At 63.6% G+C, this 20,669-nt stretch carries 20 protein-coding genes; 4 read left to right on the forward strand and 16 right to left on the reverse strand.

Features of this window, described 5'->3' with window-relative positions; genetic code table 11:
- Positions 1 to 97: 97 nt before the first annotated feature.
- The 3 genes from J2Y48_RS02005 to J2Y48_RS02015 are packed head-to-tail and all read right to left on the reverse strand — an operon-like array spanning position 98 to position 3,475.
- Positions 98 to 1,120 carry a 2-dehydropantoate 2-reductase gene (locus J2Y48_RS02005; RefSeq protein WP_310411914.1) on the reverse strand — a complete coding sequence of 341 codons (1,023 nt, stop codon included), beginning with the start codon at positions 1,118 to 1,120 and terminating at the stop codon, positions 98 to 100.
- A 1-nt stretch (position 1,121) separates the two neighbouring features.
- Positions 1,122 to 2,636, reverse strand: a complete 1,515-nt coding sequence (locus J2Y48_RS02010) for an acyl--CoA ligase (RefSeq protein ID WP_310412698.1) — start codon at positions 2,634 to 2,636, stop codon at positions 1,122 to 1,124.
- 59 nt (positions 2,637 to 2,695) lie between these two features.
- Positions 2,696 to 3,475, reverse strand: coding sequence for an N-acyl homoserine lactonase family protein (locus tag J2Y48_RS02015; protein WP_310411917.1), 780 nt, complete (start codon positions 3,473 to 3,475; stop codon positions 2,696 to 2,698).
- 190 nt (positions 3,476 to 3,665) lie between these two features.
- On the opposite strand from J2Y48_RS02015, the gene J2Y48_RS02020 reads away from it, so the two are divergent.
- The 4 genes from J2Y48_RS02020 to J2Y48_RS02035 are packed head-to-tail and all read left to right on the forward strand — an operon-like array spanning position 3,666 to position 8,229.
- On the forward strand, positions 3,666 to 4,664 hold the full coding sequence (locus J2Y48_RS02020) for a BMP family protein (protein ID WP_310411920.1): 999 nt from the start codon (positions 3,666 to 3,668) through the stop codon (positions 4,662 to 4,664).
- A gap of 15 nt (positions 4,665 to 4,679) precedes the next feature.
- Positions 4,680 to 6,221, forward strand: a complete 1,542-nt coding sequence (locus J2Y48_RS02025; RefSeq protein ID WP_310411923.1) for an ABC transporter ATP-binding protein — start codon at positions 4,680 to 4,682, stop codon at positions 6,219 to 6,221.
- Positions 6,218 to 7,291, forward strand: a complete 1,074-nt coding sequence (locus J2Y48_RS02030) for an ABC transporter permease (protein ID WP_310411926.1) — start codon at positions 6,218 to 6,220, stop codon at positions 7,289 to 7,291. Before J2Y48_RS02025 ends, J2Y48_RS02030 begins: the two co-directional genes overlap by 4 nt.
- Positions 7,288 to 8,229 carry an ABC transporter permease gene (locus tag J2Y48_RS02035; RefSeq protein ID WP_310411929.1) on the forward strand — a complete coding sequence of 314 codons (942 nt, stop codon included), beginning with the start codon at positions 7,288 to 7,290 and terminating at the stop codon, positions 8,227 to 8,229. Before J2Y48_RS02030 ends, J2Y48_RS02035 begins: the two co-directional genes overlap by 4 nt.
- A gap of 237 nt (positions 8,230 to 8,466) precedes the next feature.
- Here the strand turns inward: J2Y48_RS02035 and J2Y48_RS02040 are convergent, their stop codons facing one another.
- The 13 genes from J2Y48_RS02040 to J2Y48_RS02100 all read right to left on the reverse strand — a co-directional run bounded on the left by J2Y48_RS02040 (position 8,467) and on the right by J2Y48_RS02100 (position 20,559).
- Positions 8,467 to 8,979 (reverse strand): hypothetical protein, encoded by a 513-nt coding sequence (locus tag J2Y48_RS02040; RefSeq protein WP_310411932.1) that lies wholly within the window; start codon positions 8,977 to 8,979, stop codon positions 8,467 to 8,469.
- 35 nt (positions 8,980 to 9,014) lie between these two features.
- Positions 9,015 to 10,427, reverse strand: coding sequence for a gamma-glutamyltransferase (locus J2Y48_RS02045; protein ID WP_310411935.1), 1,413 nt, complete (start codon positions 10,425 to 10,427; stop codon positions 9,015 to 9,017).
- Positions 10,428 to 10,507: 80 nt separating this feature from the next.
- On the reverse strand, positions 10,508 to 11,251 hold the full coding sequence (locus J2Y48_RS02050; protein WP_310411939.1) for an SDR family oxidoreductase: 744 nt from the start codon (positions 11,249 to 11,251) through the stop codon (positions 10,508 to 10,510).
- 3 nt (positions 11,252 to 11,254) lie between these two features.
- On the reverse strand, positions 11,255 to 12,493 hold the full coding sequence (locus J2Y48_RS02055; protein ID WP_310411942.1) for a M20/M25/M40 family metallo-hydrolase: 1,239 nt from the start codon (positions 12,491 to 12,493) through the stop codon (positions 11,255 to 11,257).
- Positions 12,493 to 13,290: an SDR family NAD(P)-dependent oxidoreductase gene (locus J2Y48_RS02060; protein ID WP_310411945.1), complete on the reverse strand. Its 798-nt coding sequence runs from the start codon at positions 13,288 to 13,290 to the stop codon at positions 12,493 to 12,495. The genes J2Y48_RS02055 and J2Y48_RS02060 overlap by 1 nt, the downstream gene beginning before the upstream one ends.
- Before the next feature lie 13 nt (positions 13,291 to 13,303).
- Positions 13,304 to 14,521, reverse strand: coding sequence for a diaminopropionate ammonia-lyase (locus J2Y48_RS02065; protein WP_310411947.1), 1,218 nt, complete (start codon positions 14,519 to 14,521; stop codon positions 13,304 to 13,306).
- A gap of 58 nt (positions 14,522 to 14,579) precedes the next feature.
- On the reverse strand, positions 14,580 to 15,401 hold the full coding sequence (locus J2Y48_RS02070) for a transporter substrate-binding domain-containing protein (RefSeq protein ID WP_310411950.1): 822 nt from the start codon (positions 15,399 to 15,401) through the stop codon (positions 14,580 to 14,582).
- Between the two features lie 42 nt (positions 15,402 to 15,443).
- Positions 15,444 to 16,160 carry an amino acid ABC transporter permease gene (locus J2Y48_RS02075; protein ID WP_310411952.1) on the reverse strand — a complete coding sequence of 239 codons (717 nt, stop codon included), beginning with the start codon at positions 16,158 to 16,160 and terminating at the stop codon, positions 15,444 to 15,446.
- On the reverse strand, positions 16,150 to 16,845 hold the full coding sequence (locus J2Y48_RS02080; RefSeq protein ID WP_310411955.1) for an amino acid ABC transporter permease: 696 nt from the start codon (positions 16,843 to 16,845) through the stop codon (positions 16,150 to 16,152). The genes J2Y48_RS02075 and J2Y48_RS02080 overlap by 11 nt, the downstream gene beginning before the upstream one ends.
- 48 nt (positions 16,846 to 16,893) lie before the next feature.
- Positions 16,894 to 17,427 carry a VOC family protein gene (locus J2Y48_RS02085; RefSeq protein WP_310411958.1) on the reverse strand — a complete coding sequence of 178 codons (534 nt, stop codon included), beginning with the start codon at positions 17,425 to 17,427 and terminating at the stop codon, positions 16,894 to 16,896.
- Positions 17,428 to 17,429: 2 nt separating this feature from the next.
- Entirely contained in the window at positions 17,430 to 18,551 is a 1,122-nt protein-coding gene (locus J2Y48_RS02090) for an acetoin dehydrogenase dihydrolipoyllysine-residue acetyltransferase subunit (protein ID WP_310411961.1), read from the reverse strand.
- A 5-nt stretch (positions 18,552 to 18,556) separates the two neighbouring features.
- The gene (locus J2Y48_RS02095; RefSeq protein ID WP_310411964.1) at positions 18,557 to 19,570 is read right to left on the reverse strand and encodes an alpha-ketoacid dehydrogenase subunit beta; all 1,014 of its coding nucleotides are present in this window, start codon (positions 19,568 to 19,570) and stop codon (positions 18,557 to 18,559) included.
- An 11-nt stretch (positions 19,571 to 19,581) separates the two neighbouring features.
- Complete coding sequence (locus tag J2Y48_RS02100; RefSeq protein WP_310411968.1) at positions 19,582 to 20,559, reverse strand: thiamine pyrophosphate-dependent dehydrogenase E1 component subunit alpha; 978 nt, start codon at positions 20,557 to 20,559, stop codon at positions 19,582 to 19,584.
- Positions 20,560 to 20,669 lie beyond the last annotated feature (110 nt).

Here is a 20,669-nt window from a genome sequence, read left to right on the forward strand (position 1 = left end):
CCACGCGCCTCTTGTCAGGGCGGGTCGAAGGTGCAGTCTCAGGCACGCACCCGATCCCTTCGCCTAAGTCGGAAAACAGAGGTTGTAACGCGCGCCGTCAGGATTGGGGGCGTATCGCGACTTCGACCCGCGGTCTGCGGTCGTAGAGCCCAAGCACTTGACCCTGCAGTCGTAGCAGTGCCGCGACGCTATCAAGGCTGGGGGTGGCGATGCCGAGCCGCCGGGCCACTTCCAGCACGGAAGAAACCAACGGATCGATTTCCATCGGCCGGCCGAGTTCCACGTCGTGGCGGGTGGAGGGCTTGTGCCCGACAATATCGGTGCCGCCCTTGATGCGCTGCTCGATGGTCACACCGAAGCGCGCGCCCACCGCCTCGCCCACGGCCTTGCATTCCGCCATCATGTCGTGGATCAGGCGGCGGCAGGCGTCATCGGCGCCGATGACGTCGAGGCTGGCACCGGTCAGTGCCGAGACTGGATTGAAGGAGCAGTTGCCCCAAAGCTTGATCCAGATCTCGTCGCGCAATCGCGCCTTTCTGGGAGCTCTGAGGCCGCCGGCGATCAACATCTCGGAAAGCAGCCGCAGTCGCGCGCTGTCGGAACCGTCGGGCTCGCCCAAGGTGAAGCGGTCGCCGCTAACATGGTTGATGACGCCCGGCTCTGGCACGTCGCAGGCCGGATAGACCACGCAGCCGATCGCCCGTTCAGGTCCGAAGAATTTCCACTGCGCGCCCCCGGGGTCGGCGCTTTCCAGCCAGGTCTCATCCAGCACCGTTCCCGTCTTGGCGGCGTGAAAATACCACCACGGCAGCCCGTTGACGGCAGGCACCACCGTCGTGTCTTTTCCCAAAAGCGGCTCAAAGCGCTCTACAACCGCCGGTACGGCATGCGCCTTCATGCCGACGATGACGTAATCCTGCTCGCCGAGTTGACGCGGATCGTCTGTCGCGCGGATGCGGCAGGTCTGCTCGTCTCCGTCCTTCCGCAGCGTCAGGCCAGAGGCCTGCATGGCCGCCAGATGCGGCCCGCGCGCCACCACCGAAACGTCCGCGCCGGCCTTCGCCAGAGACACAGCGAGATAGCCGCCGATAGCCCCCGCCCCGAATATGCACACCCTCATCTCAGAGCTCTCCCAAATCGAGCAGCTTGGCCAATCCTATGCGCTGGACCTTGCCGGTCGCGCCTTTCGGTACTTCGTCGAGGAACACGATCTTCCTCGGCACCTTGTAGGCTGCGAGCGCCTGGGCCGCGAAACCCTGCAACTCGGCCGCCGAGAGGTTTGCACCGTCCACCAGCACCACGGCCGCCGCCACCTCCTCGCCGAGCGACTTGTGCGGCATGGCGAAGGTCACGGCCTGGCGGACCGAAGGGTGCTCAAGCAACACATCGTCCACTTCCAGCGGCGACACCTTCTCCCCGCCCCGGTTGATGATCTCCTTGATGCGCCCGGTGATCTTGAGGTAACCGTCGGCATCGAGAAAGCCCTGATCGCCGGTGCGGAACCAGCCGTTGGTGAAGCTGGCGGCGTTGGCCGCAGGATTGCTTTCGTAACCGATGGTAACATTGGCGCCACGGATGCAGACCTCTCCTTCCTGTCCCACCGGAACTGATGCGCCGCCCAGGTCGATGATGGAGATCTCCGGTCCGGCGGCCCGGCCGACGAAGCCCGGCCTCTGCTCACCCGGCGGAAGGGGGTTCGAAGCCATCTGGTGCGCGGCCTCCGTCATCCCGTAAGCCTCGATCACCGGGCAGTGGAAGGTCTCCTCCAAGGCCTTGAAGACTGCCGGCGGCAGCGAGGCCGAGGACGAGCGCACGAAGCGCAGCCTCATCTGCGTCACCGCCTCGGGGTTGCGCTCAGCCCGCTGCAGGATGGCCTGGTGCATGGTGGGCACCGCTGAATACCAGGTCGGCTTCTCCTCTGCTGCCCAGCCGAAAAAACGCAGGGCGTTGAAGCCCGGCGAGCAGCAGATCGAGGCCCCTGCCGTCACCGAGGCCAGCACCACCGCCATCAGCCCATGGATATGGAACAGCGGCATGATGTTGAGGCAATGGTCCTGCGGCGTCAGTTGCAACGTACCGGCGATATTGTTGGCGGAAGCGAACAGGTTGGCCTGCGATAGCGGAACGACCTTGGGCCGCGACGTCGTGCCGGAAGTATGCAGTACCAGCGCCTCGTCGCCAGGGCCGGGCGGCACACAGCCGGCCTCCTCTGGCCACAACGAAAAGACACCAGCCGGCGCGTCCTCTTCCACCGCGATCTCCGCGACGGCAATGCCGAGACGCTCGGCCGCCGCCCGCACGGGATTGTCGGATCCGGCATCCACCAGCACCAGCTTCGGCCGCAGGTCGGAGAGATAGAACTCGTATTCGGCCTGCTTGTAAGCCGGGTTCAGCGGTGCCGCCGACAGGCCCGACGCAATCGCCACGAATGCCGAGGCCATCTCCGGACCGTTGGGCAGCACGATCGCCACCCGGTCGCCCGCGCCGATGCCGCGAGCCGCCAGCTGTCGGTGGATGCGCCCCACGAAATCGCGCAGCGCGCGATAGGTCAGTGCCACGCGCCCCGGCGCAGTCAGCGCGATAGCGTCATCCGCAGCCCCACGAAGCAATGATAGAACAGTGTTTACCAACTCCAGCTCCCTTCAGCTCTCGTGTGTCTCTCGCCCTACCGAGCGCCGGTGCGATCCGAGTGGGGTCAATCGTAAAATTCGGGGGCCAGTCGAAGGGTCTGCACCCTTACCGGATCATGGAGCAGAATGAGTTCTGCGGACCGTGCCTCAGCGATCGCCTTCAATTTGCGGATGGAGGCGAGCGCGGCCACATCGTCGCAACTCTCCCCTGGGAGAACCTCATCCTCGAAATTCTCCCAAAGGTCTCCCGCGTCAGCGGTCAGAACCTTCACGCCACCCTTTGGCAGGGTCACGACAAGAGACTGATGTCCCGGCATGTGGCCGCGGGTGTAGACCCCCTCGATCCCCGGCATCAACTCCCAATCACCGTCGACGATCTGCCATTTCATGTCCGGGAAATCGAAATCGTCGTTGAACACGGCGAGGTTGCCGTGGTTCGAAAATGCGAACTCATGCTCCAACCGCTGGATCCAGATCCGTGCGTGCCGAAGGTGCTTCAGGTTCCCGGTATGGTCGCAATGAACATGACTGAGAACAACATCGCTAATAGCGGCCGGCGACACGCCAACGGCGGAGAGCTGTGCCAGGAAATCATGTTCTGGAAGCACGATCGGCGGTGCGAGCCAGCCGCGGCTCATGAAAAGGCTTTCGCGGCGAACCGGATCGCGGATGTTGTCGACGTTCACGCCTGTATCGAAGAGGACGAAGCCTCGCTCGGTCTCGATCAGATAGGCACAGATGGGTTCTGACATGACGAAGCGAGCGCCACGGTCACGGGTCGACACCGTCTTGGGGATGATTTCATAACCGAGCAGCAAGACCGTGATTTTACTGACAAGAGTCACAACTTTCTCCCCGCATCTGTGCATCCCAATATGACATCAGTAGCCTCGCCGATTTTTTGCATTTTTTTAGTTTCGACGCTAATTTTTGCAGATTCAGCGCGATATTTGCGAATTCTTGGCATCAACACACCGATAAAGTTCTTCCTGAGGGACATAGTCACCATAAGGTGATGGCTATCGGGAGGAACAGATGAACAAGACGCGACGCGAACTGCTTACGCTTACCGCACTTGGGTTGGGCGCCTGGGCAACGGGGCTCCCTGCCGCCAGGGCTGCCACCCCCTCCCCCCGTATCCGCGCCATCTTCGAAACGCCGATGGAGGAGCCTTTCGTCACGCAACTCCACCTGGCGATGAGCCGCATCGCGAAGGAGGCCAACCTCGACTACAAATATTCGGAGTCGGTCAAGGCCGCCGACTTTTCCCGTGTGCTGCGCCAGTGGTGCGAAGAAGGAATCGAGCTGATCGTCGGCGACGCCTATGGAACGGAACAGGCCTGCCGGCGTGTCGCCGGCAGCTATTCCGAAACGGCGTTCACGCTGGGCTCTGCCATGGGCCCGACCGGCCCGAACGTGTCGACCTTTTACGGCCAGAATTATGAGGCCGCCTATCTTGGCGGCATGCTGGCAGCTGGCCTCTCCAAGTCCGGCAAGATCGGCGTCGTCTCGGGCATCGCCGTGCCGACCACCTACGGCCTTCTCAATGCCTACCGGGCCGGCGCCAAGGAAATGAAACCGGACATCCAGATGAAGGCGGCCTATATCGGCTCGATGTTCGACCCGCCGAAGGCCAAGGAGGCCACCATCGCGATGGCCGATCTCGGCGTCGACGTCGTGTTCGCCGAACGCATCGGCGTCATCGAGGCCGCAACCGAACGTCAGATGATCGCCATCGGCAACATGACGGATCAGTCGGCAATCAATCCGGCAACGGTGGTCAGCAGCGTGATCTGGGACCCCTACCCGATCATCAAGGCTTCGGTGGATGCAGTGATGTCCGGCACCTTGATCGCGAAGGACTACAGCACGATCGAAAACGTCGCCAACGGCGTGAACTACCTGGCGTCATACAAGGAGTTCGAGGACAAGGTGCCCGCCGAGCTGAAGGCGGCGATCGAGGCCAAGTCCAAGGAGATAGCGAGCGGGGCCTTTACCGTCGCTTACGACACCAACGAAACCAAGTCCGACTGATCGGCGGCAGAACCCTTGTCGATCTGCAACGACGCACCAATTCTGTCGCTTTCCGGCATAACCAAGCGTTTCGCCGGCGTGACGGCGAACAAGGCCGTCGATTTCAACCTGCATCGTGGGGAAATCGTCGGCCTTCTCGGAGAGAATGGCGCCGGCAAGACCACCCTCATGAACGTGGTCTTCGGACTTTACCGTCCGGACGAGGGCGCCATCCGCATAAGCGGCGAACCCGCCAGCATCGGCAACACTGCCGATGCCATCGCGCTTGGTATCGGCATGGTACATCAGCACAGCCACGCAGTGGGGCGCCATACCGTACTTGAAAACCTGATGGCGGGCCTGCCGGGCCGCTACGGCCTGCTGGATCGTCGTTCGGCATTGAAGCGGCTCTCGGAGATTGGCGATGCCTACGGCCTCCGCCTCGATCCGGATCGGCTGGTGGGCAGTCTCGCGGTCGGAGAGCGACAGCGTCTCGACATCATCCGCGCCCTCTTACGCCAGGCGCGGGTGTTGATCCTGGACGAACCGACTTCCGTGCTCACGCCGCAAGAGACGGAGGGACTGTTCGCCGCCTTGCGAGCCCTCAAGGCCGACAAGGTGGGCATTGTCTTCATCAGCCACAAGCTCAACGAAGTGCGTGCCATCACCGATCGCGTGGTGGTCATGCGCCGGGGTGAAGTGGTTGCCGCCGTGGCCAACGACGGCAAGCTGACCAATCTCGATCTGGCCTCCCTCATGTGCGGGCACGAACCGGAGCGCGTGGTTCGCGAGCCGCGCGAACAGGGAGAGACGCGGCTTTCGATCAGAAAGCTCAGGCTTGACAAGCCGAAGCTGGAAAAACAAGCCGGCGCGCCAATCGATCTGGATATCCATGCCGGCGAGATCGTCGGCATCGCGGGCGTGTCCGGCAACGGGCAGGTCAGATTTGCAGAGACGGTCGGCGGCGTGGAGACGATCGCCGAAGGTGAGATACGGCTCAACGGCAAGCCGATCGGGAACCCGTCGCCGCGGCGCATGCAGGCCGAGGGACTGGCCTACATTCCCGAAGACCGGATCGGCGCCGGTCTCGTGGGCGCGCTCCCGGTAGAGGAAAACCTGGTTCTGTCGCGCTTTACCGAGGCACCGTTTGCGCGCCACGGATGGCTCGACTGGCGTGCCATTAAGGACTTCGCCACCAGGCAGATCGCAGCTTACGACGTTCGCCCGCCAGATCCGCAAGCGCTCGTGGGCCTGTTGTCCGGCGGCAATCAGCAGAAGGCGATCGTCGCCCGTGAACTGGCATTCTCGCCGCGCATCCTCGTCATTGCGCAGCCGACGCGTGGACTGGATGTCACGGCCATCGCTTTCGTTCACCGGGCACTGATGAACCTGCGCGACCAAGGGTGCGCAATCATGCTCATATCCGACGATCTGGACGAACTCTTCCAACTCTCCGACCGCATCGCAGTCATGTATGAGAGCGAAATCGTCTGTGACGTTCCCATCGAGGAGGCGACCATCGCCACGATCGGCCTTGCCATGAACGGCGGCACCAAGACGCGTGGTGCTAGCGCATGAGATTGATTGCCAAGCAACACCAGACCTCCCGCCGGCGCGACGCGATGATGCCCGTGCTTGCCGTTGCCGCCAGCCTCGCCATCTGCGGCGTGCTCATCCTGATTGCGGGGGCCAACCCGTTCACCGCTTTCGGGATCATGGTTTCGGCTGCATTCGGCGGAAAATTGGCACTGACGGAGACCTTGGCGCGCGCCGCACCGCTGATGCTGTCGGGGCTCGCCGCGCTCGTGGCGCTGCGCACGCGCTTCTGGAACATCGGCGGCGAAGGACAGATCATCGTCGGCGCGATGGCGGCGGCATGGATCGGTGCCCTCCCCCAATTGCCGACACATCTGCTCATTCCGATGATGCTCATCGGCGCGGCGCTGGCCGGTGCCGCGCTCGCCGCCGTGCCGGCGACCCTGAAGACCCGATTGGGCGTCGATGAAGTCGTCAGCACCCTCATGCTCAACTTCATCGTCATGTATGTGATGATGGCACTGCTGTCCGGCATCTGGAAAAACCCGGTGACGGGATGGACCAACAGTCCCGACATCCTGCCTGCGGCGGAGTTCCCCGTGTTCTGGAACGGCACGAGGCTGCACCTCGGTGTCCTCGTTGCGTTCCTCGCCGTCGGCGTCATCGGCATCCTGATGAAGTACACGACGTTGGGGCTTTCGATGAAGATCGTGGGCGAAAACGCGAAGGCGGCGCGCCATGCCGGGCTCAGCGTTGCCCGGGTCACGCTGCTTGCGGCGATGCTATCGGGCGCCCTTGCGGGACTGGCCGGTGCAGGCGAGGTGGGCGGCATCCAGTTTCAGGTCATCGCGTCGATTTCCTCCGGCTATGGCTATGCCGGCATCGTCGTCGCCATGCTGGCACGCCTTTCCGCCGCAGGCATCATCCCGGCGGCACTGTTTCTTGCCGCGGTCACCACCGGAGCGGATGAAATGTCGAGGCAGACGGGCGTTCCCTTCTTCATCGCCGACGCGATGCAGGGGATCTGCCTGATCGCCGTGCTCGTCGCGATGACGCTCTCGCGTTACCAGATCCGCTTTCGCCCAACCTCCGACAGCAAGGCCAGCCCATGAACATTTTCGACATCGTCATGGATATCGGCTTCTTCGCCGCTGCCGTGCGGCTCGCCGTTCCCCTGCTCCTCGGAACGCTGAGCGAACTCACGGCGGAACGGTCCGGCGTCCTCAATCTGGGGATTGAAGGGATGATGCTTTCCGGCGCCCTGGCAGGTTTCGGCACTGCGTCGGCGACCGGCTCGTTGTGGCTCGGCGTCACCGCTGCGATCGGGGTGGGAATGCTGGTTGGCGCGCTGATGGCGCTGCTCGTGGTGACGCTCCGGCTTGACCAGACGGTCACCGGTCTCGGCGTCAGCCTGATGGCCACGGGGCTGGTGTTCTACAGCTATCGTCTAGGGTTCGGCGAGAGCAGCACGCCGCCGGCGATCACCCCGTTCAGCACGATTCCCCTGCCCTTCCTGTCGGACATACCCGTCATCGGTCCGGTCTTCTTCAACCAGTACGCCCTGACCTACCTTGCCTACCTGCTGGTGCCGGCGCTTGCCTTCTTCCTGTACCGAACACCAGCGGGCCTGGCTCTGCGCTCCGTGGGAGAAAACCCGCAAGCCGCCGCCGCCGCCGGCATCGACCCGATCAGGGTCCGCTTTCTCGCCCTGATCGCGGCCGGCGGGCTCGCAGGCCTTGCCGGTGCCTATCTCAATCTGGCAGCCTTCGGCTCGTTCACCTTCGGCATCATCGCGGGGCGTGGCTGGATATGCCTGGCGCTTGTCGTGCTCGGACGGTGGAACCCGATCGCCTGCGCTGGAGCAGCGTTCCTGTTCGGGGCCGTGGACGCGCTCCAATTGCGCTTGCAAGCAAGCGGAGCCGTCGACCTGCCCTACCAGCTTTTCCTCGCCCTGCCGTACGCGGCAACACTGGTCGCGATGATCCTCAACGCCAGCCGGGCCGTCGGGCCGACCGCCCTGATGCAGCCCTACGACGCCGAACAGCGGTAGAATGAATTGATCTCGTCAGGGCGGCGGCGTGTCAGCAGCCGTCTGACGATACCGACTGCCGCTAAAGCACGCCGCGATCTTTCAGATTCGCCTGCCACGCTTTAGGCCCTTGTTTTTTCGCATGTCTTTGCCCGAAACCGGTTCCCACTTTCGGGAGACATGCTCTAGCGAACACGTCGAGGGAACCGGAATTCCGTTTCAGGCCTGCCCAGGTTTGCTTGCGCCCGGCCGCTTCCGCTACGCCCCTGTGGAACGGATCATTTCGAGGAAGTTGGCGTCCTTGTTGTCCTCGAGATAGCGCGCCAGGGCGCGTGAGGCTTCGGCCTTCACTGCCGCGGCAATCCAGTGCGAGAACAGCTCGTCATCGCAGGATTCCAGTCCGGCGCAGGCAACGACGATGCCGTCCAGGACAGCGCTTCCCCAATAGACGGTATCGCCGCTGCGAAAATGATGCGCTGCCAACTGCGAGGTCGGCAGCCCCGTCCGGGCCGACATCTCGGCCTTCTTCAAGGCGATGTCCAGATTCGGATAAGCGGAGCGCGAGAGGTCGCCGATCGAAGTGACCAGGTAGCACGCGTCCCGGAACGTCGATGCACCGTCGTTCCGCCAGGGATTGATGGTGTCGACCGCGGTCACCACGACCGCCACGCCGGTGCGTCCCGGCATCGTCTGGCGCATCGTCAGCTCGAGCGCGGGCCGCACCTTGTCGAAAGCATTTTCGACAAGCGTCTTGTTCAGGATCGAAGACATGCGTTCCCCCTTGTATTTTTTCCGATTTCGGGACGTCAGACGACGCCCGCCCAGGTCGTGCGACGCCAATCGGCGCAGGCGACCGGAGCGCCGTCGATGATACCGGCTGCCGTGACGGCCCCGGCCCGCATGTCACCATCCGGCATTTCGGTCACCGCGTGGCCGAGCGAGGCCAGGATTTCACGGCGGCCATGGCTCTTTTCAATGAGCAGGCGTCCGTTTTCGCTGCGCCAACGCGGGCGATCGATGGCCTTGGCCAGATCCATCTTCTCCATCACCAGGGCGCTGATGACCTGCAGCAGCGTCTGCACCTGTCCGTCGGCGCCGGGCGTCGACAGCGCGAGCGGTCCGCGGGGCGTCTCCAATATTGCAGGTGCCAAAGTATGAACGGGCCGCTTGCCCGGCGCGGCGTCATTGGGCGCGGCGGTAAAGCCCCCGGCGCGATTGTTGAGCGTGAAGCCGCATTCCGGAACGAAGACGCCGGAGCCGAAATCATCAAACACGCTGACCAGCGACGATATGCAGTAGCCGTGACGGTCGGCGACCGAAACACCTGCGGTATGCAGGTAGGCGCGCGGACCGCCCCTGTTCGCGGCCTTGTCCAGATCGACCGTCAACGGCATGTCCAGAAGGCTTTCGCCCTCGGCGATGCGGTCACGGAAAGCGAAACTGGCTTCCGTCAGTTCGATGCCGGCGTGATCGATCCGGTCCAAGGGAATATCTCCCAGCGCAGACAAAGCCTTGGCTGACATCGCCAGCAGAACCCCCTGCGAGATCGGCGGCTGCACCAGCAAGCGCATGCCGCGGAAACCAACCGAGATCGGGTCGGCGACGACCGTCTGATGGGACGCGAGGTCTTCCAGATCGAGGTCGCCGCCATGCGCCTGCACGGCTCTCACGATGGCGTTGGCGCAGACGCCGGAATAGAAGGCGTGGCGACCTTCCTTGCCGATCCGATCCAGGGTCATGGCCAGCTCTTCCTGGACGACCAGATCCCCCGCCGCGGCCGACAGGAGTTCCCATTGCGCCGCGCCGTTGCGCTCCAGACGGGCGCGATGTTGCTGCACGGCGTGCACGAGGGACGGCGGCATCGGCATTTTCAGGCGCGCCAGCCGCACGGCCGGTTCGAGGACCTGGTAAAGCGGCATTCGCCCATAGGCGTCGAGCAGCGAGCACCATGCGCTGACCATGCCGGGCACGGTCACGCTTGCCCCTCCGTCGTCGGAGATCGACTTGAGGTGTCGTGGCGCCGCCCCCGTGCCGTTGAAGGCGCGGGTTCGACCGCCGGGTTCGCGCACCAGGCACAGCATGTCGCCACCCAAGCCGCACGCATTGGGCGCGACGACGGCCAGCACCGCCTGCGCAGCCACCAGCGCGTCGGCGACGCTGCCGCCTGCGGCCAGGATTTCCTGGGCGGCCGCGGCGGCGAACGGATCCGCCGCCGCCACGGCTCCTCCACGCCCTGTCAGGACGGGCCTTTCGTGAGATGCAAAAGCATCGGCAAGCATGGTATTTCCCCCATCTTCTGTCATATCGCTGTGTACCCGCCATCGACCACGATCGAGGTTCCGGTGATGTACCGGGATGCCGGCGAGGCCAAGAACAGGATCGTGCCCGCGACATCCTCCGGCGTTCCCTGCCGCCGCATGGGTATCTGGCGCAAAAGGTTCTGTTCGGCTGCAGCCGGATCGGATTGGAAGGACCAGAACGAGTCGTTGAACGGCGTTTCGATCCAGCCAGGCAGGAGGCAATTCACACGTGTCCCCTGCGGCGCCAGTTCGTCGGCGAGAGCGCGGCAGAGGCCGAGCAGACCCGATTTTGTCGCGTGATAGGCCGGCATGCCCGCATGCCCCCGGAGCGCACCGGTCGAAGCGGTGAAAATAATGCTGCCGTTATCTGACCGAGCCAGTGCCGGGGCCGCCGCCTGGGCGAGGAAGAAGGGGCTCGACAGGTTGAGGGCAAGCGACTTTTGCCACCGTTCGGGCGTCCAATCTTGCAGCGGCGCTGACTCCAGCACCGCAGCGTTGGCAAAGACACAGTCCAGCCGCCCGAACGCTGTCAATGCCGCTTCGACCGCCGCGCGAGGGCCATCGCTGGCGGAAAGGTCGCAGACGAAGGCGCGCGCCTCCCCCCTGCCCGGCTCGGACACCGCCTGTTCGGCACGAACACCGTCGATATCCGCTAACAATACGCAATCGCCTTGCGCCCGAAAGGCGCGCAGCGCCGCCAGGCCGATGCCCGACGATCCACCGGCGACAAGAACCACACCCATGGCTTACTCCAATGTTTGATTGCCGGGCGCCGCGCAGATGGTCAGCGCGGCCGCCATGTAGACCCCGACGCAGTCCACGACGTCGTTTTCGAAGACATAGTCGTCTAGGCCGGAAGCAAGCTCGGCCTGCGGCCCGTAACACACCGCGCCGACGCCTCTCGCACGCCAACGCACGGCGTCGCTGGCCGGGAGACGCACCACCGGTTTGCCCGGTTGCCCGCGAATGGCGGCGCTGGCCTCGAGCATGGCCCTGCACAGCGGATGGTCGATCGGCGTCCAGCTCGGGTTCCAGCCCTTGATCCGCCGCACCACTATTCCACCTATGGCTTCGGCCTGTGCCTGCAGCCGGGCTTCCACCTCTTCGATGGTCATGCCCGGCGGGACCCGGAAGTCGACTTCGGCAACGGCTTGCGTCGCCACCTGGCTGACGAAACTGCCGCCCTGCAGTGTTCCGACGTTCACCGAAAGTCTCAGGTCATGCGGGCCGGCGCCTTCGCCAAGGATCTCCATGTCCTTCGGAGGGGCCACCCTCTCTTCGTTCCAGGCATCAATGGCAGTCAGGAGCCGAGCCAGTCGGGCGGTCGCGGAGGTGCCGAGCCCTGTCAGCATGCCCTGTCCCGCCGGCGCTTGCGCCTCGATGGACACCCAAAGCAGGCCCTTTTCGGCGACGGCCAGACCCATGTGCCCTGGCCCCTCGGCGTTAATGAGAAAGTCGCCGGTGAGACCCGGGTCGTCAGCCAGCAGAAACGCCGCGCCGTCCGGGCCGAACACGACCTCGTCGGCGACAAGCGTCAACGTGGCCCGCCCGGCGAGCATGGAGCGATATCGGTGCAGACCGACGAAAGCCATCGCGAGGGCGGCCGAGCCGGCTTTCATGTTGCCGATGCCCAACCCGGTCAGCCGCCCGGCATTCCTGCCCATTTCGAAGACAGGCACCGACCAGGCGGCCTCGTCGCCGGGGTTGAGGGTATCGAGGTGCCCGTTGAGAACCAGATGCGGCCCGGGATAGGCGCCGTCAAAGGTGCAGACGAGATTTGGCTTGTTGCCTGTGGCGGCGACGATCCGTGGCTCCAGCCCGTTTTCCTGAAGGAATGCCTTTACCACCGCAACCGGCGCAGTCGTGTCGCCAATCGGCTGCGGGCTGCGCGCAGCCACCAGCTGCGCGCACAGATCGACCAGTCGCTCCCTGTTTGTCTCGGAAAACTGCTTGGCGGTCTCGGCGCCATTTGTTGGTATCGTCATCAGCCGACCTGCCATCCACCATCGACCACATGCGATTGCCCGACCACGTAACGCGCGAGATCCGAGGCAAGGTAGACATAGGCGCCCGCCAGTTCCTCGAGTGGACCAAGCTTGCCGATCGGGATCTTTGCCTCGAAGTCCCGTTGCAAGCTTTCCGCGCTTGTGCCGCGAAGTGCGGCACGCTCGCTGAAGAGCGCCCGGATCATCTGGGTGTCGATCTGGCCAGGACAGACGCTATTCACCAATATGCCCTTCTCGGCCAGTTCGGCAGCGAGGCTCTGCATCAGGCCGATCATGCCGAACTTGGACGCCGAATAGGCGCTGTTCTCGCGCCCCCCGCGCACCCCGAAGAGCGAGGCGGTGAAGATGATCCGTCCGGGGCGATGGTTGGCGACCATGCGCCGGGCAAAGGACGTCGCGGTAAGGAAGGCCCCCGTGAGGTTCACGTCGAGAACCCGGCGCCAGGTCGCCAGATCCATGTCGATCGCATGCTTCAGAGCGAGGATCCCGGCATTGGGCACCACGATGTCGACGCCACCCTCCGAAAAAAGTGCGTCGGCGCACCGCTCGGTGGCATCCTGGTCCGTGACATCAAGGGAAACAACGCTTGCCCGCCCGGGAGCGAGTGAATCGAGCCGCAGCCGCGCAGCGTCGATCATGCGCTGGTCGATATCGGCTGCGATCACCTTGGCGCCCTGTTGGAGAAAAGCTTCCGCCACCGCGAGCCCGATGCCTTGGGCACCGCCAGTGATGAACGCCGTCTTGCCGGCGAGCAGGGAATTGACGTGGCCGTTCATGATGTCCTCCGGTTCAGGCCGCGACGGTCTCGGAAGCGCGTCCGACGATGCGCCGGTATGCTTCCTCGTCGGTCGCACCCTCGCTGCCGATCGCGACGATGCGGGATTGCGGCCCGATGGCGAACCTCTCGCGCAGCTCAGGATCGAGTGCGGCCGCAATCAGACCGGCGGTGGCAGCGCAACCGGATTCACCCGCGACAATGGCTGGGTCACCATCGACGCCATCGGCAAGAACCCGCATGGCATCGGGCGCCGCCTCTTCTGGCAACGTGATTACGCCGTCGACGGCATGTTTCAGAATGATCCACGCCGGGGCGGAAACCGTACCCGCAGCAAGACAGGCCATGACCGTGTCTGTGTCGCCCGGAACCGGTGTCGGCACGCCCGCCGAGATGCTGCGGAAGACGCAATCTGCGCGATGCGGCTCCACGACGATTATCTGCGGTCTTTCGGCGCCCAGCTTCTCCCAGTAATGCGCAGCGACCGCCGCCGCGAGCCCGCCGACGCCGGCCTGGACGAAGACGTGCGTCGGCCTGCTGTCGCCAAGCTGCGCCAGTATCTCGTCGGCGACGATGGTGTAGCCTTGCATGATCAGCACGGGAACACGCGCACCGGCTTCCTCCGACGTGTCGCCCGCCAGCCGCCAGCCATTGGCGACAGAGTCGGCGGCGCATGCCTGAACCGAATCGTCGTAGTGTCCTTTCACCCGGACGATACGGGCGCCGAAGCGGGCAATCTCGCGCTCACGCGTGAGGCTGACATGTTCATGAAGGTAGATGACGCAGGCGCAGCCGAACATCTTGGCGCCCCAGGCCACCGACCGGCCATGATTGCCGTCGGTCGCGGCCGACACCGTCACCTGCTCGACATGCTCGCGATGTTTGCCGGCGATTAGCTCGGCCGCAGTGACATGCTCGGCGATCTCGTTGGCCGCAAGGTGGTTCTGCAGGATCGCCAGCACCGCATAGGCGCCACCGATCGCCTTGAAGCTCTTGAGGCCCAATCGCTGGCCTTCGTCCTTGTAGAAGAGTTGTCCGACATTGAGCCGGCCGGCCATGCCCCGCAATGGGATCAAGGGCGTTTCTTGATATCCCGGCCAGGACGAGATCTCGGCGTGGACCTTGCGGAAGCCGTCCTGGCTTAGGACGCGTCGCTCGGTTTCCCCATAAGGCCGGGAGCGATCAGAGTGGGCGTTTTGAACTGCCCGTGCGACGAAGCGCTTGAGTTCCATGAATTCATTTCTCCAGAATTGGGCCAGGCGGATTTCATTGACCTGGCCCGGTCTCGAATTACGACCGCTTGGCCAGTTCCTCGAACCACTTGTCGCGCAACTTGACGTTCTCGCCGTTGCGGACGACATCGCGGATGAAGGTGTTGAGGAAGTTCAGGAAATGCTGCTCGCCGGGCCGGATGGCGTATGCCAGGCCGACGGGCTTGACCAAGGTGTCCTCGCCGTTGAGGACAGTCAGCCGCGAGGCCAGCGCCGGGCTGCGCAGTTGCAACAGCCGCAACGTGCCGGGATCGATGAATGCGGCGTCGGCCTGCCCCGAAGCAACCTCGCCGATCCATGCGGCGATATCGTTGGTCACGACGCCGCGCACATTGGCCTGCGGGTACAATTCCTTAGGATAGCTTTCCTCGACCGTCCCGCTCTCGCCGACGAAGGTCACCTCAGGCGAGTTGAGGTTATCCATCGTGGTGATGCCGGACTTGGCGTTCACGATGACGTGGAAGCCATAGGTGAAGTAAGGTTCGGTGAAGTCGACGACGATCGCCCGCTCCGGCGTCGCGAAGAGATTGGCGAAAACGGCATCGTACTGGCCAGCCTCGAGCCCCGGGATGATCGTGGCCCATGTGTTGGGAACGATTTCAAGCTGAACCCCGAGAACCTTGGCCACCTGTTCGGCGAGATCGACGTTGAAGCCCTCGTATTTGCCGGTGGTCGGGTTCGGCGACTGCCAAGGCGGGCTCTCCGCCATGCCCACCCGAAAGACCCCTCGCTCCTTGATCTCCTTCACAAGATCGCCTGCGAAGGACGGCGCCGCCGCCAAGGCCACCGCAATAACCAGAAGTGCTTTGAACAAGCCCAGTATCCGCATCAGTTGCTTCATTTCCATTCCCCTTTTGATGGATTTATTTAGGCCGGTACGTGGTCAGGTCGCTTCTCGCGGAACCTTCAGCAGACTGAAGAAGCTCGCCCTGGCGGGACGCGAACGCGCGCCTTGGCTACCCAGTCGTCGTTCGAGTTGCCGGGCATAGAGGGTGACAGGGAAGATCATGGCGAAGTAGATGATCGCGATGACCGAAAGGAATGTGATGTATTGGTATGTCCTACCCCCGAGCAGATAGGCCTGAAGAGACAGATCCATGACGCCGATGGCGGACAGAAGCGTCGTATTCTTCAGGAATTCCGAGAAATAGTTCACCAGTGGCGCGATGACGAACCGGAACGCTTGCGGAAGGATGACTACCGCCCACTTGGGGAACGCCTTCAGCCCCAGGGACTCCGCCGCTTCCTTCTGCCCCCTGGGGACTGCTTCGATTCCCGCGCGGAATATCTCGGCCAGGAATGCGGCGCCGATCAGCCCGAGCACGACCGATCCGGCCCAGAACCCGGATACGTTGGCGTCGAAGATCAGCGGGATGCAATAGTACGCCCAGAAGATCATTATGACTTCCGGCGTGATCCTGAAAAACAGGATGTACGCCCGCGCGAACGCACGGAAGACGGCCGACCTGGAGATGCGCAGGGCGCAGATCGCACTGCCGAAGGTGAGCGCGATGGTCGCGCCCACCAGCGCGATCGCGAGTGTCACTTTCGCACCGTCGAGAAGCGACCCGCTGTTGCGGAGGACCAGCTCAATATCCATGCGAGGCTCCTCGCTTGAGCGCCCGTTCGGCGTAGTAGCCGGATACGCTGATCACCGCGCCCACCGCGAAGGCGAGCAACGCCGCGGTCGTGTAGATCTCGACAGGCTGGAAGGTGAAGGTCGACAGCCGGCTGGCGGTCTTGAGTAGGTCGTCGATCGCCAGGATCGACAGGATCGCCGTGGCCTTGAAGATACTGATGATCGTGCCGACGAGAGGCGGAAGCATAAGGCGGACCGCCTGCGGCAGGATCACCTTTCGCCAGGTCGCATAGGCGCGCATCCCGAGTGCATGCGCTGCCTCGAACTGCCCCTTGCCGACCCCCTGAATGCCGCCGCGGATGATTTCACTGCAATAGGCGGCAACGTTGAATATCAGAGCGATAGAGGCACTCTGGAAAGGGGTTGTGGCGACGCCAGTCAGCCCCGGCACCGCGAAGTGGATCCAGATCGCCTGGACGAGCAGAGGCGTCGACCGCCAAAACTCCACGAAAGCTAGTGCCGGCCAGCGCACGAGCCGTCTGGGCGAGAGATTGGCCAGCGCCAGTACCGTACCGACAGTGACGCCGCCGCAAAGGAACCCGATCACTGTGAGCAGAATGTTCGTCAAGAGCCCGCCGAAGAGCACGGGCAGATAGGTCCATGAAACGGAAAAATCCAGCGATCTCAGGAAGTTGTAGTCAATCATCAACATCACTCGATTGGGCGGGATCTTGGGCTCTGCATGACCTGGGCCCTAGCGTTCCGGGAATGCCGGATGCCACAGCCTTCGCGCCGGCGAACCTTCCGTTCCTTTGCCGGACGGATAACTCACCAGTTCGAACTGCATTTCCCACGGCGCCAGGAAGTAGACCCACAACGAACCTTGCGCCGGTCCGCTGTCGATCCGCTGGATGTCTCCAAGGACCTTGATGCCCTCTCGGCGGAGATGGGCGACGGCTGCATCGATGTCATCGACATAGAACGCGATATGATGGCCGCCGATGTCGCTGTTTCGCGGCGGCGACGCCACCTGGTCAGGCGCCGTGTACTCGAAGATCTCGAAGTTCGGGCCGCTCTTGCAACGCACGAACCCCCAGCGGAAACTGGACCGCCTGTCGACGCCGATCTGGCGCTCCATAAAGTCCGGATCGGAATAGGCGCCGCCGTCGAGAACGAACTCGCAGCCGATCACGCGCACGAAAAAGTCGATCGCGGCGTCGAAATCAGGAACCGTTATTCCGATATGCTCGGCGCCCCGCAGTCCCGGCAATCCAGTCAGCGCCTGCATCGTCAGCCATCCGCTCCGGCCAGGTGGGAAGACAGGAGGCGGTTCACCGCCGCCGCAGCTTCCATCATTGGCATGTGACCGGCATCGGCGATGCGCTCGACCTTGACGGTACCTGGCAGTGCGTCGGCCTGGGAGGATGGAATGACGGCATCCTTTTCGCCCCAGACGACCAGCACCGGCGCGTTGACCTGCGCGAGCGAGGCGCGAAGGTCGAGGGCCTGACGGCCGCCAGAGACCAGGTTTCCGGATATCGCCTCGAGCGATTCGGGCACGCCGTCCAATCGCTTGAAGCGCAGAACATTCTCCACCATCTCGGCGCTCATGGCATCCGGCTCGGCAAAGAGCTTGGAGAGAACCTCCTTCATCGGTTTGCGCCGATCCGCTGCGAGGAACCCTTCGATGTAGTCGGTGGAGATTTCCGGGCCGAGACCAGCGGGCGCCACCAGCGCCAGGGAACTGACGCGATCCGGTGCCGAAGCCGCAATCGAGAGCGCCACCGCACCCCCGAGGGAATGGCCGACCAGATGCGCCTTGGCGATCCCCAGTGCATCCAATGCATCGATGATCGCGGCCGCCATGTCCTCCACCCTGCCGGACGGCACGGTCGGCGCCGATCCGCCATGCGCCGGCAGGTCGATCACATGGACCGGGCGGTTCTGGGCAAGGGCGTCCTGGGTAAACAGCCACGTTCCGCCGTCGCCGCCAAATCCATGGATGAGCACGGCGGGTGTCGCTTCGCCGCCGCCGAGGCTGAGGACATTGAGCCGGTGCGGTCCAGCTTCGACCAGGCGCGGGCTCGGATCGCCCGCGCCGTCGGCATCGGATGAGCCGGCGCGTCCGGCATAGCTGGCGATAAAAGCCTCGACTTCGCCTTCAGGGACGCTCATCTCCGCCACGACGGCCAGGAGGGCCCCCACCGGCGCGGTTGCGCCTTGATCGACAACGACCCGGCGAAGCAGGCCCTCCACCTGGCTTTCGACGACATTGGTGATCTTCTCGGTCTCGACTTCCATGATCTCCTGGCCGAGCGAGATACGCGTGCCCTCCTGTGAGAGCCAAGCGGCAAGGCGGCCTTCAGTCATGGTCATGCCCCACTTGGGCATCGTGATCGCTTGGATGGTCATGATCGTTATTTCCTGTAAGCCATGGTCTTGCGTACGGCTTCTGCGATCCGCCTTGCATCCGGCAGATACGCCGCTTCGAGATTGGGCGCGTAGGGCACCGGCGTGTGCGGCGCCGTCACTTTCATGATGGGGGCCTTGAGCGCGCCGAAGGCGTTCTCGGCAATGATGGAGGAAATATCGGCGGCCATGCCGCAGCGCGGATTGGCTTCGTCGACAATGACGACGCGGCCGGTTTCTTCCGCCGTTTCGAGGATGGTGTCCACGTCGAGCGGCGATGTCGTCCTGGGATCGACCACCGTGCAGTCTATGCCTTCCGCGGCCAGAATCCTGGCCGCCTCCTGCGCGAAGTGCACCATGCGGCCGATCGCAATAATGGTCGCGTCACTTCCTTCCCGCACGATGTTGGCTTCACCGAACGGCACCACATACGCACCGTCCGGCACCTCGCCCACTGTGTCGTAAAGCACCTTGTTCTCCAGGAAGATGACCGGATCGTCGTCGCGGATCGCCTGGATCAAGAGGCCCTTGGCGTCGTAGGGATTCGACGGGATCACCACCTTCAGACCCGGCACATGGGTGAAGATCGGATAGAGCGCCTGGCTGTGCTGGCTCGCCGAACGCGTGCCCGCGCCGAAGGTGGCGCGCAGGACAAACGGCGTCACCGCCTTGCCGCCGAACATGTAGCGGAACTTGGCTGCCTGGTTGAAAATCTGGTCGAAACAGACACCGAGGAAATCGACGAACATGATTTCGACAACCGGGCGCAATCCGGTGACCGCGGCTCCAGCCGCAGCCCCGACGAATGCGCTCTCGGAAATCGGCGTATCGCGCACGCGCGTCGGGCCGAATGCGCCGAGCAGCCCCTTGGTGACGCCGAAAGCGCCACCCCAGGCATCCTGCTGGCCGGACGCGCCGGCACCGCCTGCGATGTCCTCGCCGAGCACGATCATCTTGGGATCGCGCGCCATTTCGTGGTGGAGGGCCTCATTGAGGGCCTGACGGAAAGATTTTTGCGGCATTTTGATCTCGCTCAGGCGTAACGGACGTAGACGTCTGTGGTGAGTGTATCGAGAGAAGGTTGTGGAGCGCCCCTGGCTGCCTTGACGGCGCCGTCGATCAGGGCCTGAACCTCCGCGTCGACCGCGTTCAAGTCGCTTTCGGCGAGAAGCTGCGCTTCACCGACCCGGCGGCGGAAGATGGTCAGGCAGTCGCGGTCGCGGCGCATCGCCAGCTTTTCCTCAGCGGTACGGTAATTGTCCGGATCACCGCTGAAGTGGCCGTAGTATCGCGGTGTTTCGATGTGAAGGAGCGTCGGCCCCTCCCCCCTGCGGGCTCGGGCGACGGCCTCACCGGCAGCGTCGTGGACGGCAAAGAAATCGACGCCATCCACCTTGATGGCAGCCATGCCGAGCGCCTCTGCACGCTTGACGATTTCGCCAGCCACAACGAAGGAACTCGCCGTCGCCTCGCCAAACCCGTTATCCTCCACCGCGAAGATCACGGGAAGTTTCCAAACCTGCGCGAGGTTCATGCTTTCGGCGGTTGTGCCCTGGTTGATCGCCCCGTCGCCGGTGAATGCGACGGAGACATCGCTGCGCCCGAGAACCTGAGCGGTCAGAGCCGCTCCGCAGGCGAGCGGCGGACCGCCGCCGACGATGCCGTTGGCACCAAGCATGCCTTTCGAGAGATCGGCAATGTGCATCGAGCCACCCTTGCCCCGGCAAATCCCGCTTTCCTTGCCGAAAATCTCGGCCATCATGCCGTCGACATCGCATCCCTTGGCGATGCAATGGCCATGGCCGCGGTGCGTCGAGGCGATGTGATCGTCCGGGGTAAGATGGAGGCAGATCCCCACGGCGGATGCCTCCTGACCCGCGTAGAGATGCGTGTTGCCCGGGATGTCGCCGCTCGCCATCTCGGCGCTGACGCGATCCTCAAACATGCGGATCGTCCGCATCATGCGATACGCTTCAAGCAATTTATCGCGTGATAGTTGCATTCCCGTCATTTCGAACTCCGGCGCGGCCAGCGCATTGGCGGTGGAAACTAGATTCGATGTTCAATTTTGAGGATAGAGAGAAGCCGCGCGGAAATTTATCAAACATTGACTATTTGCGA

The sequence above is a fragment of the Mycoplana sp. BE70 genome (genome assembly GCF_031455855.1).
Classification (GTDB): Bacteria; Pseudomonadota; Alphaproteobacteria; order Rhizobiales; family Rhizobiaceae; genus Mycoplana.

Bases quoted from the DNA above. Each gene is read 5' to 3' on its own strand.
- J2Y48_RS02005 (WP_310411914.1), bottom strand. From the start codon at position 1,120: ATGAGGGTGTGCATATTCGGGGCGGGGGCTATCGGCGGCTATCTCGCT.
- J2Y48_RS02095 (WP_310411964.1), bottom strand. From the start codon at position 19,570: ATGCCGCAAAAATCTTTCCGTCAGGCCCTCAATGAGGCCCTCCACCAC.
- J2Y48_RS02080 (WP_310411955.1), bottom strand. From the start codon at position 16,845: ATGATTGACTACAACTTCCTGAGATCGCTGGATTTTTCCGTTTCATGG.
- J2Y48_RS02050 (WP_310411939.1), bottom strand. From the start codon at position 11,251: ATGGGTGTGGTTCTTGTCGCCGGTGGATCGTCGGGCATCGGCCTGGCG.
- J2Y48_RS02040 (WP_310411932.1), bottom strand. From the start codon at position 8,979: ATGTCTTCGATCCTGAACAAGACGCTTGTCGAAAATGCTTTCGACAAG.
- J2Y48_RS02085 (WP_310411958.1), bottom strand. From the start codon at position 17,427: ATGCAGGCGCTGACTGGATTGCCGGGACTGCGGGGCGCCGAGCATATC.
- J2Y48_RS02070 (WP_310411950.1), bottom strand. From the start codon at position 15,401: ATGAAGCAACTGATGCGGATACTGGGCTTGTTCAAAGCACTTCTGGTT.
- J2Y48_RS02030 (WP_310411926.1), top strand. From the start codon at position 6,218: ATGAGATTGATTGCCAAGCAACACCAGACCTCCCGCCGGCGCGACGCG.
- J2Y48_RS02020 (WP_310411920.1), top strand. From the start codon at position 3,666: ATGAACAAGACGCGACGCGAACTGCTTACGCTTACCGCACTTGGGTTG.
- J2Y48_RS02075 (WP_310411952.1), bottom strand. From the start codon at position 16,160: ATGGATATTGAGCTGGTCCTCCGCAACAGCGGGTCGCTTCTCGACGGT.
- J2Y48_RS02060 (WP_310411945.1), bottom strand. From the start codon at position 13,290: ATGAACGGCCACGTCAATTCCCTGCTCGCCGGCAAGACGGCGTTCATC.
- J2Y48_RS02100 (WP_310411968.1), bottom strand. From the start codon at position 20,559: ATGACGGGAATGCAACTATCACGCGATAAATTGCTTGAAGCGTATCGC.
- J2Y48_RS02055 (WP_310411942.1), bottom strand. From the start codon at position 12,493: ATGACGATACCAACAAATGGCGCCGAGACCGCCAAGCAGTTTTCCGAG.
- J2Y48_RS02090 (WP_310411961.1), bottom strand. From the start codon at position 18,551: ATGACCATCCAAGCGATCACGATGCCCAAGTGGGGCATGACCATGACT.
- J2Y48_RS02065 (WP_310411947.1), bottom strand. From the start codon at position 14,521: ATGGAACTCAAGCGCTTCGTCGCACGGGCAGTTCAAAACGCCCACTCT.
- J2Y48_RS02035 (WP_310411929.1), top strand. From the start codon at position 7,288: ATGAACATTTTCGACATCGTCATGGATATCGGCTTCTTCGCCGCTGCC.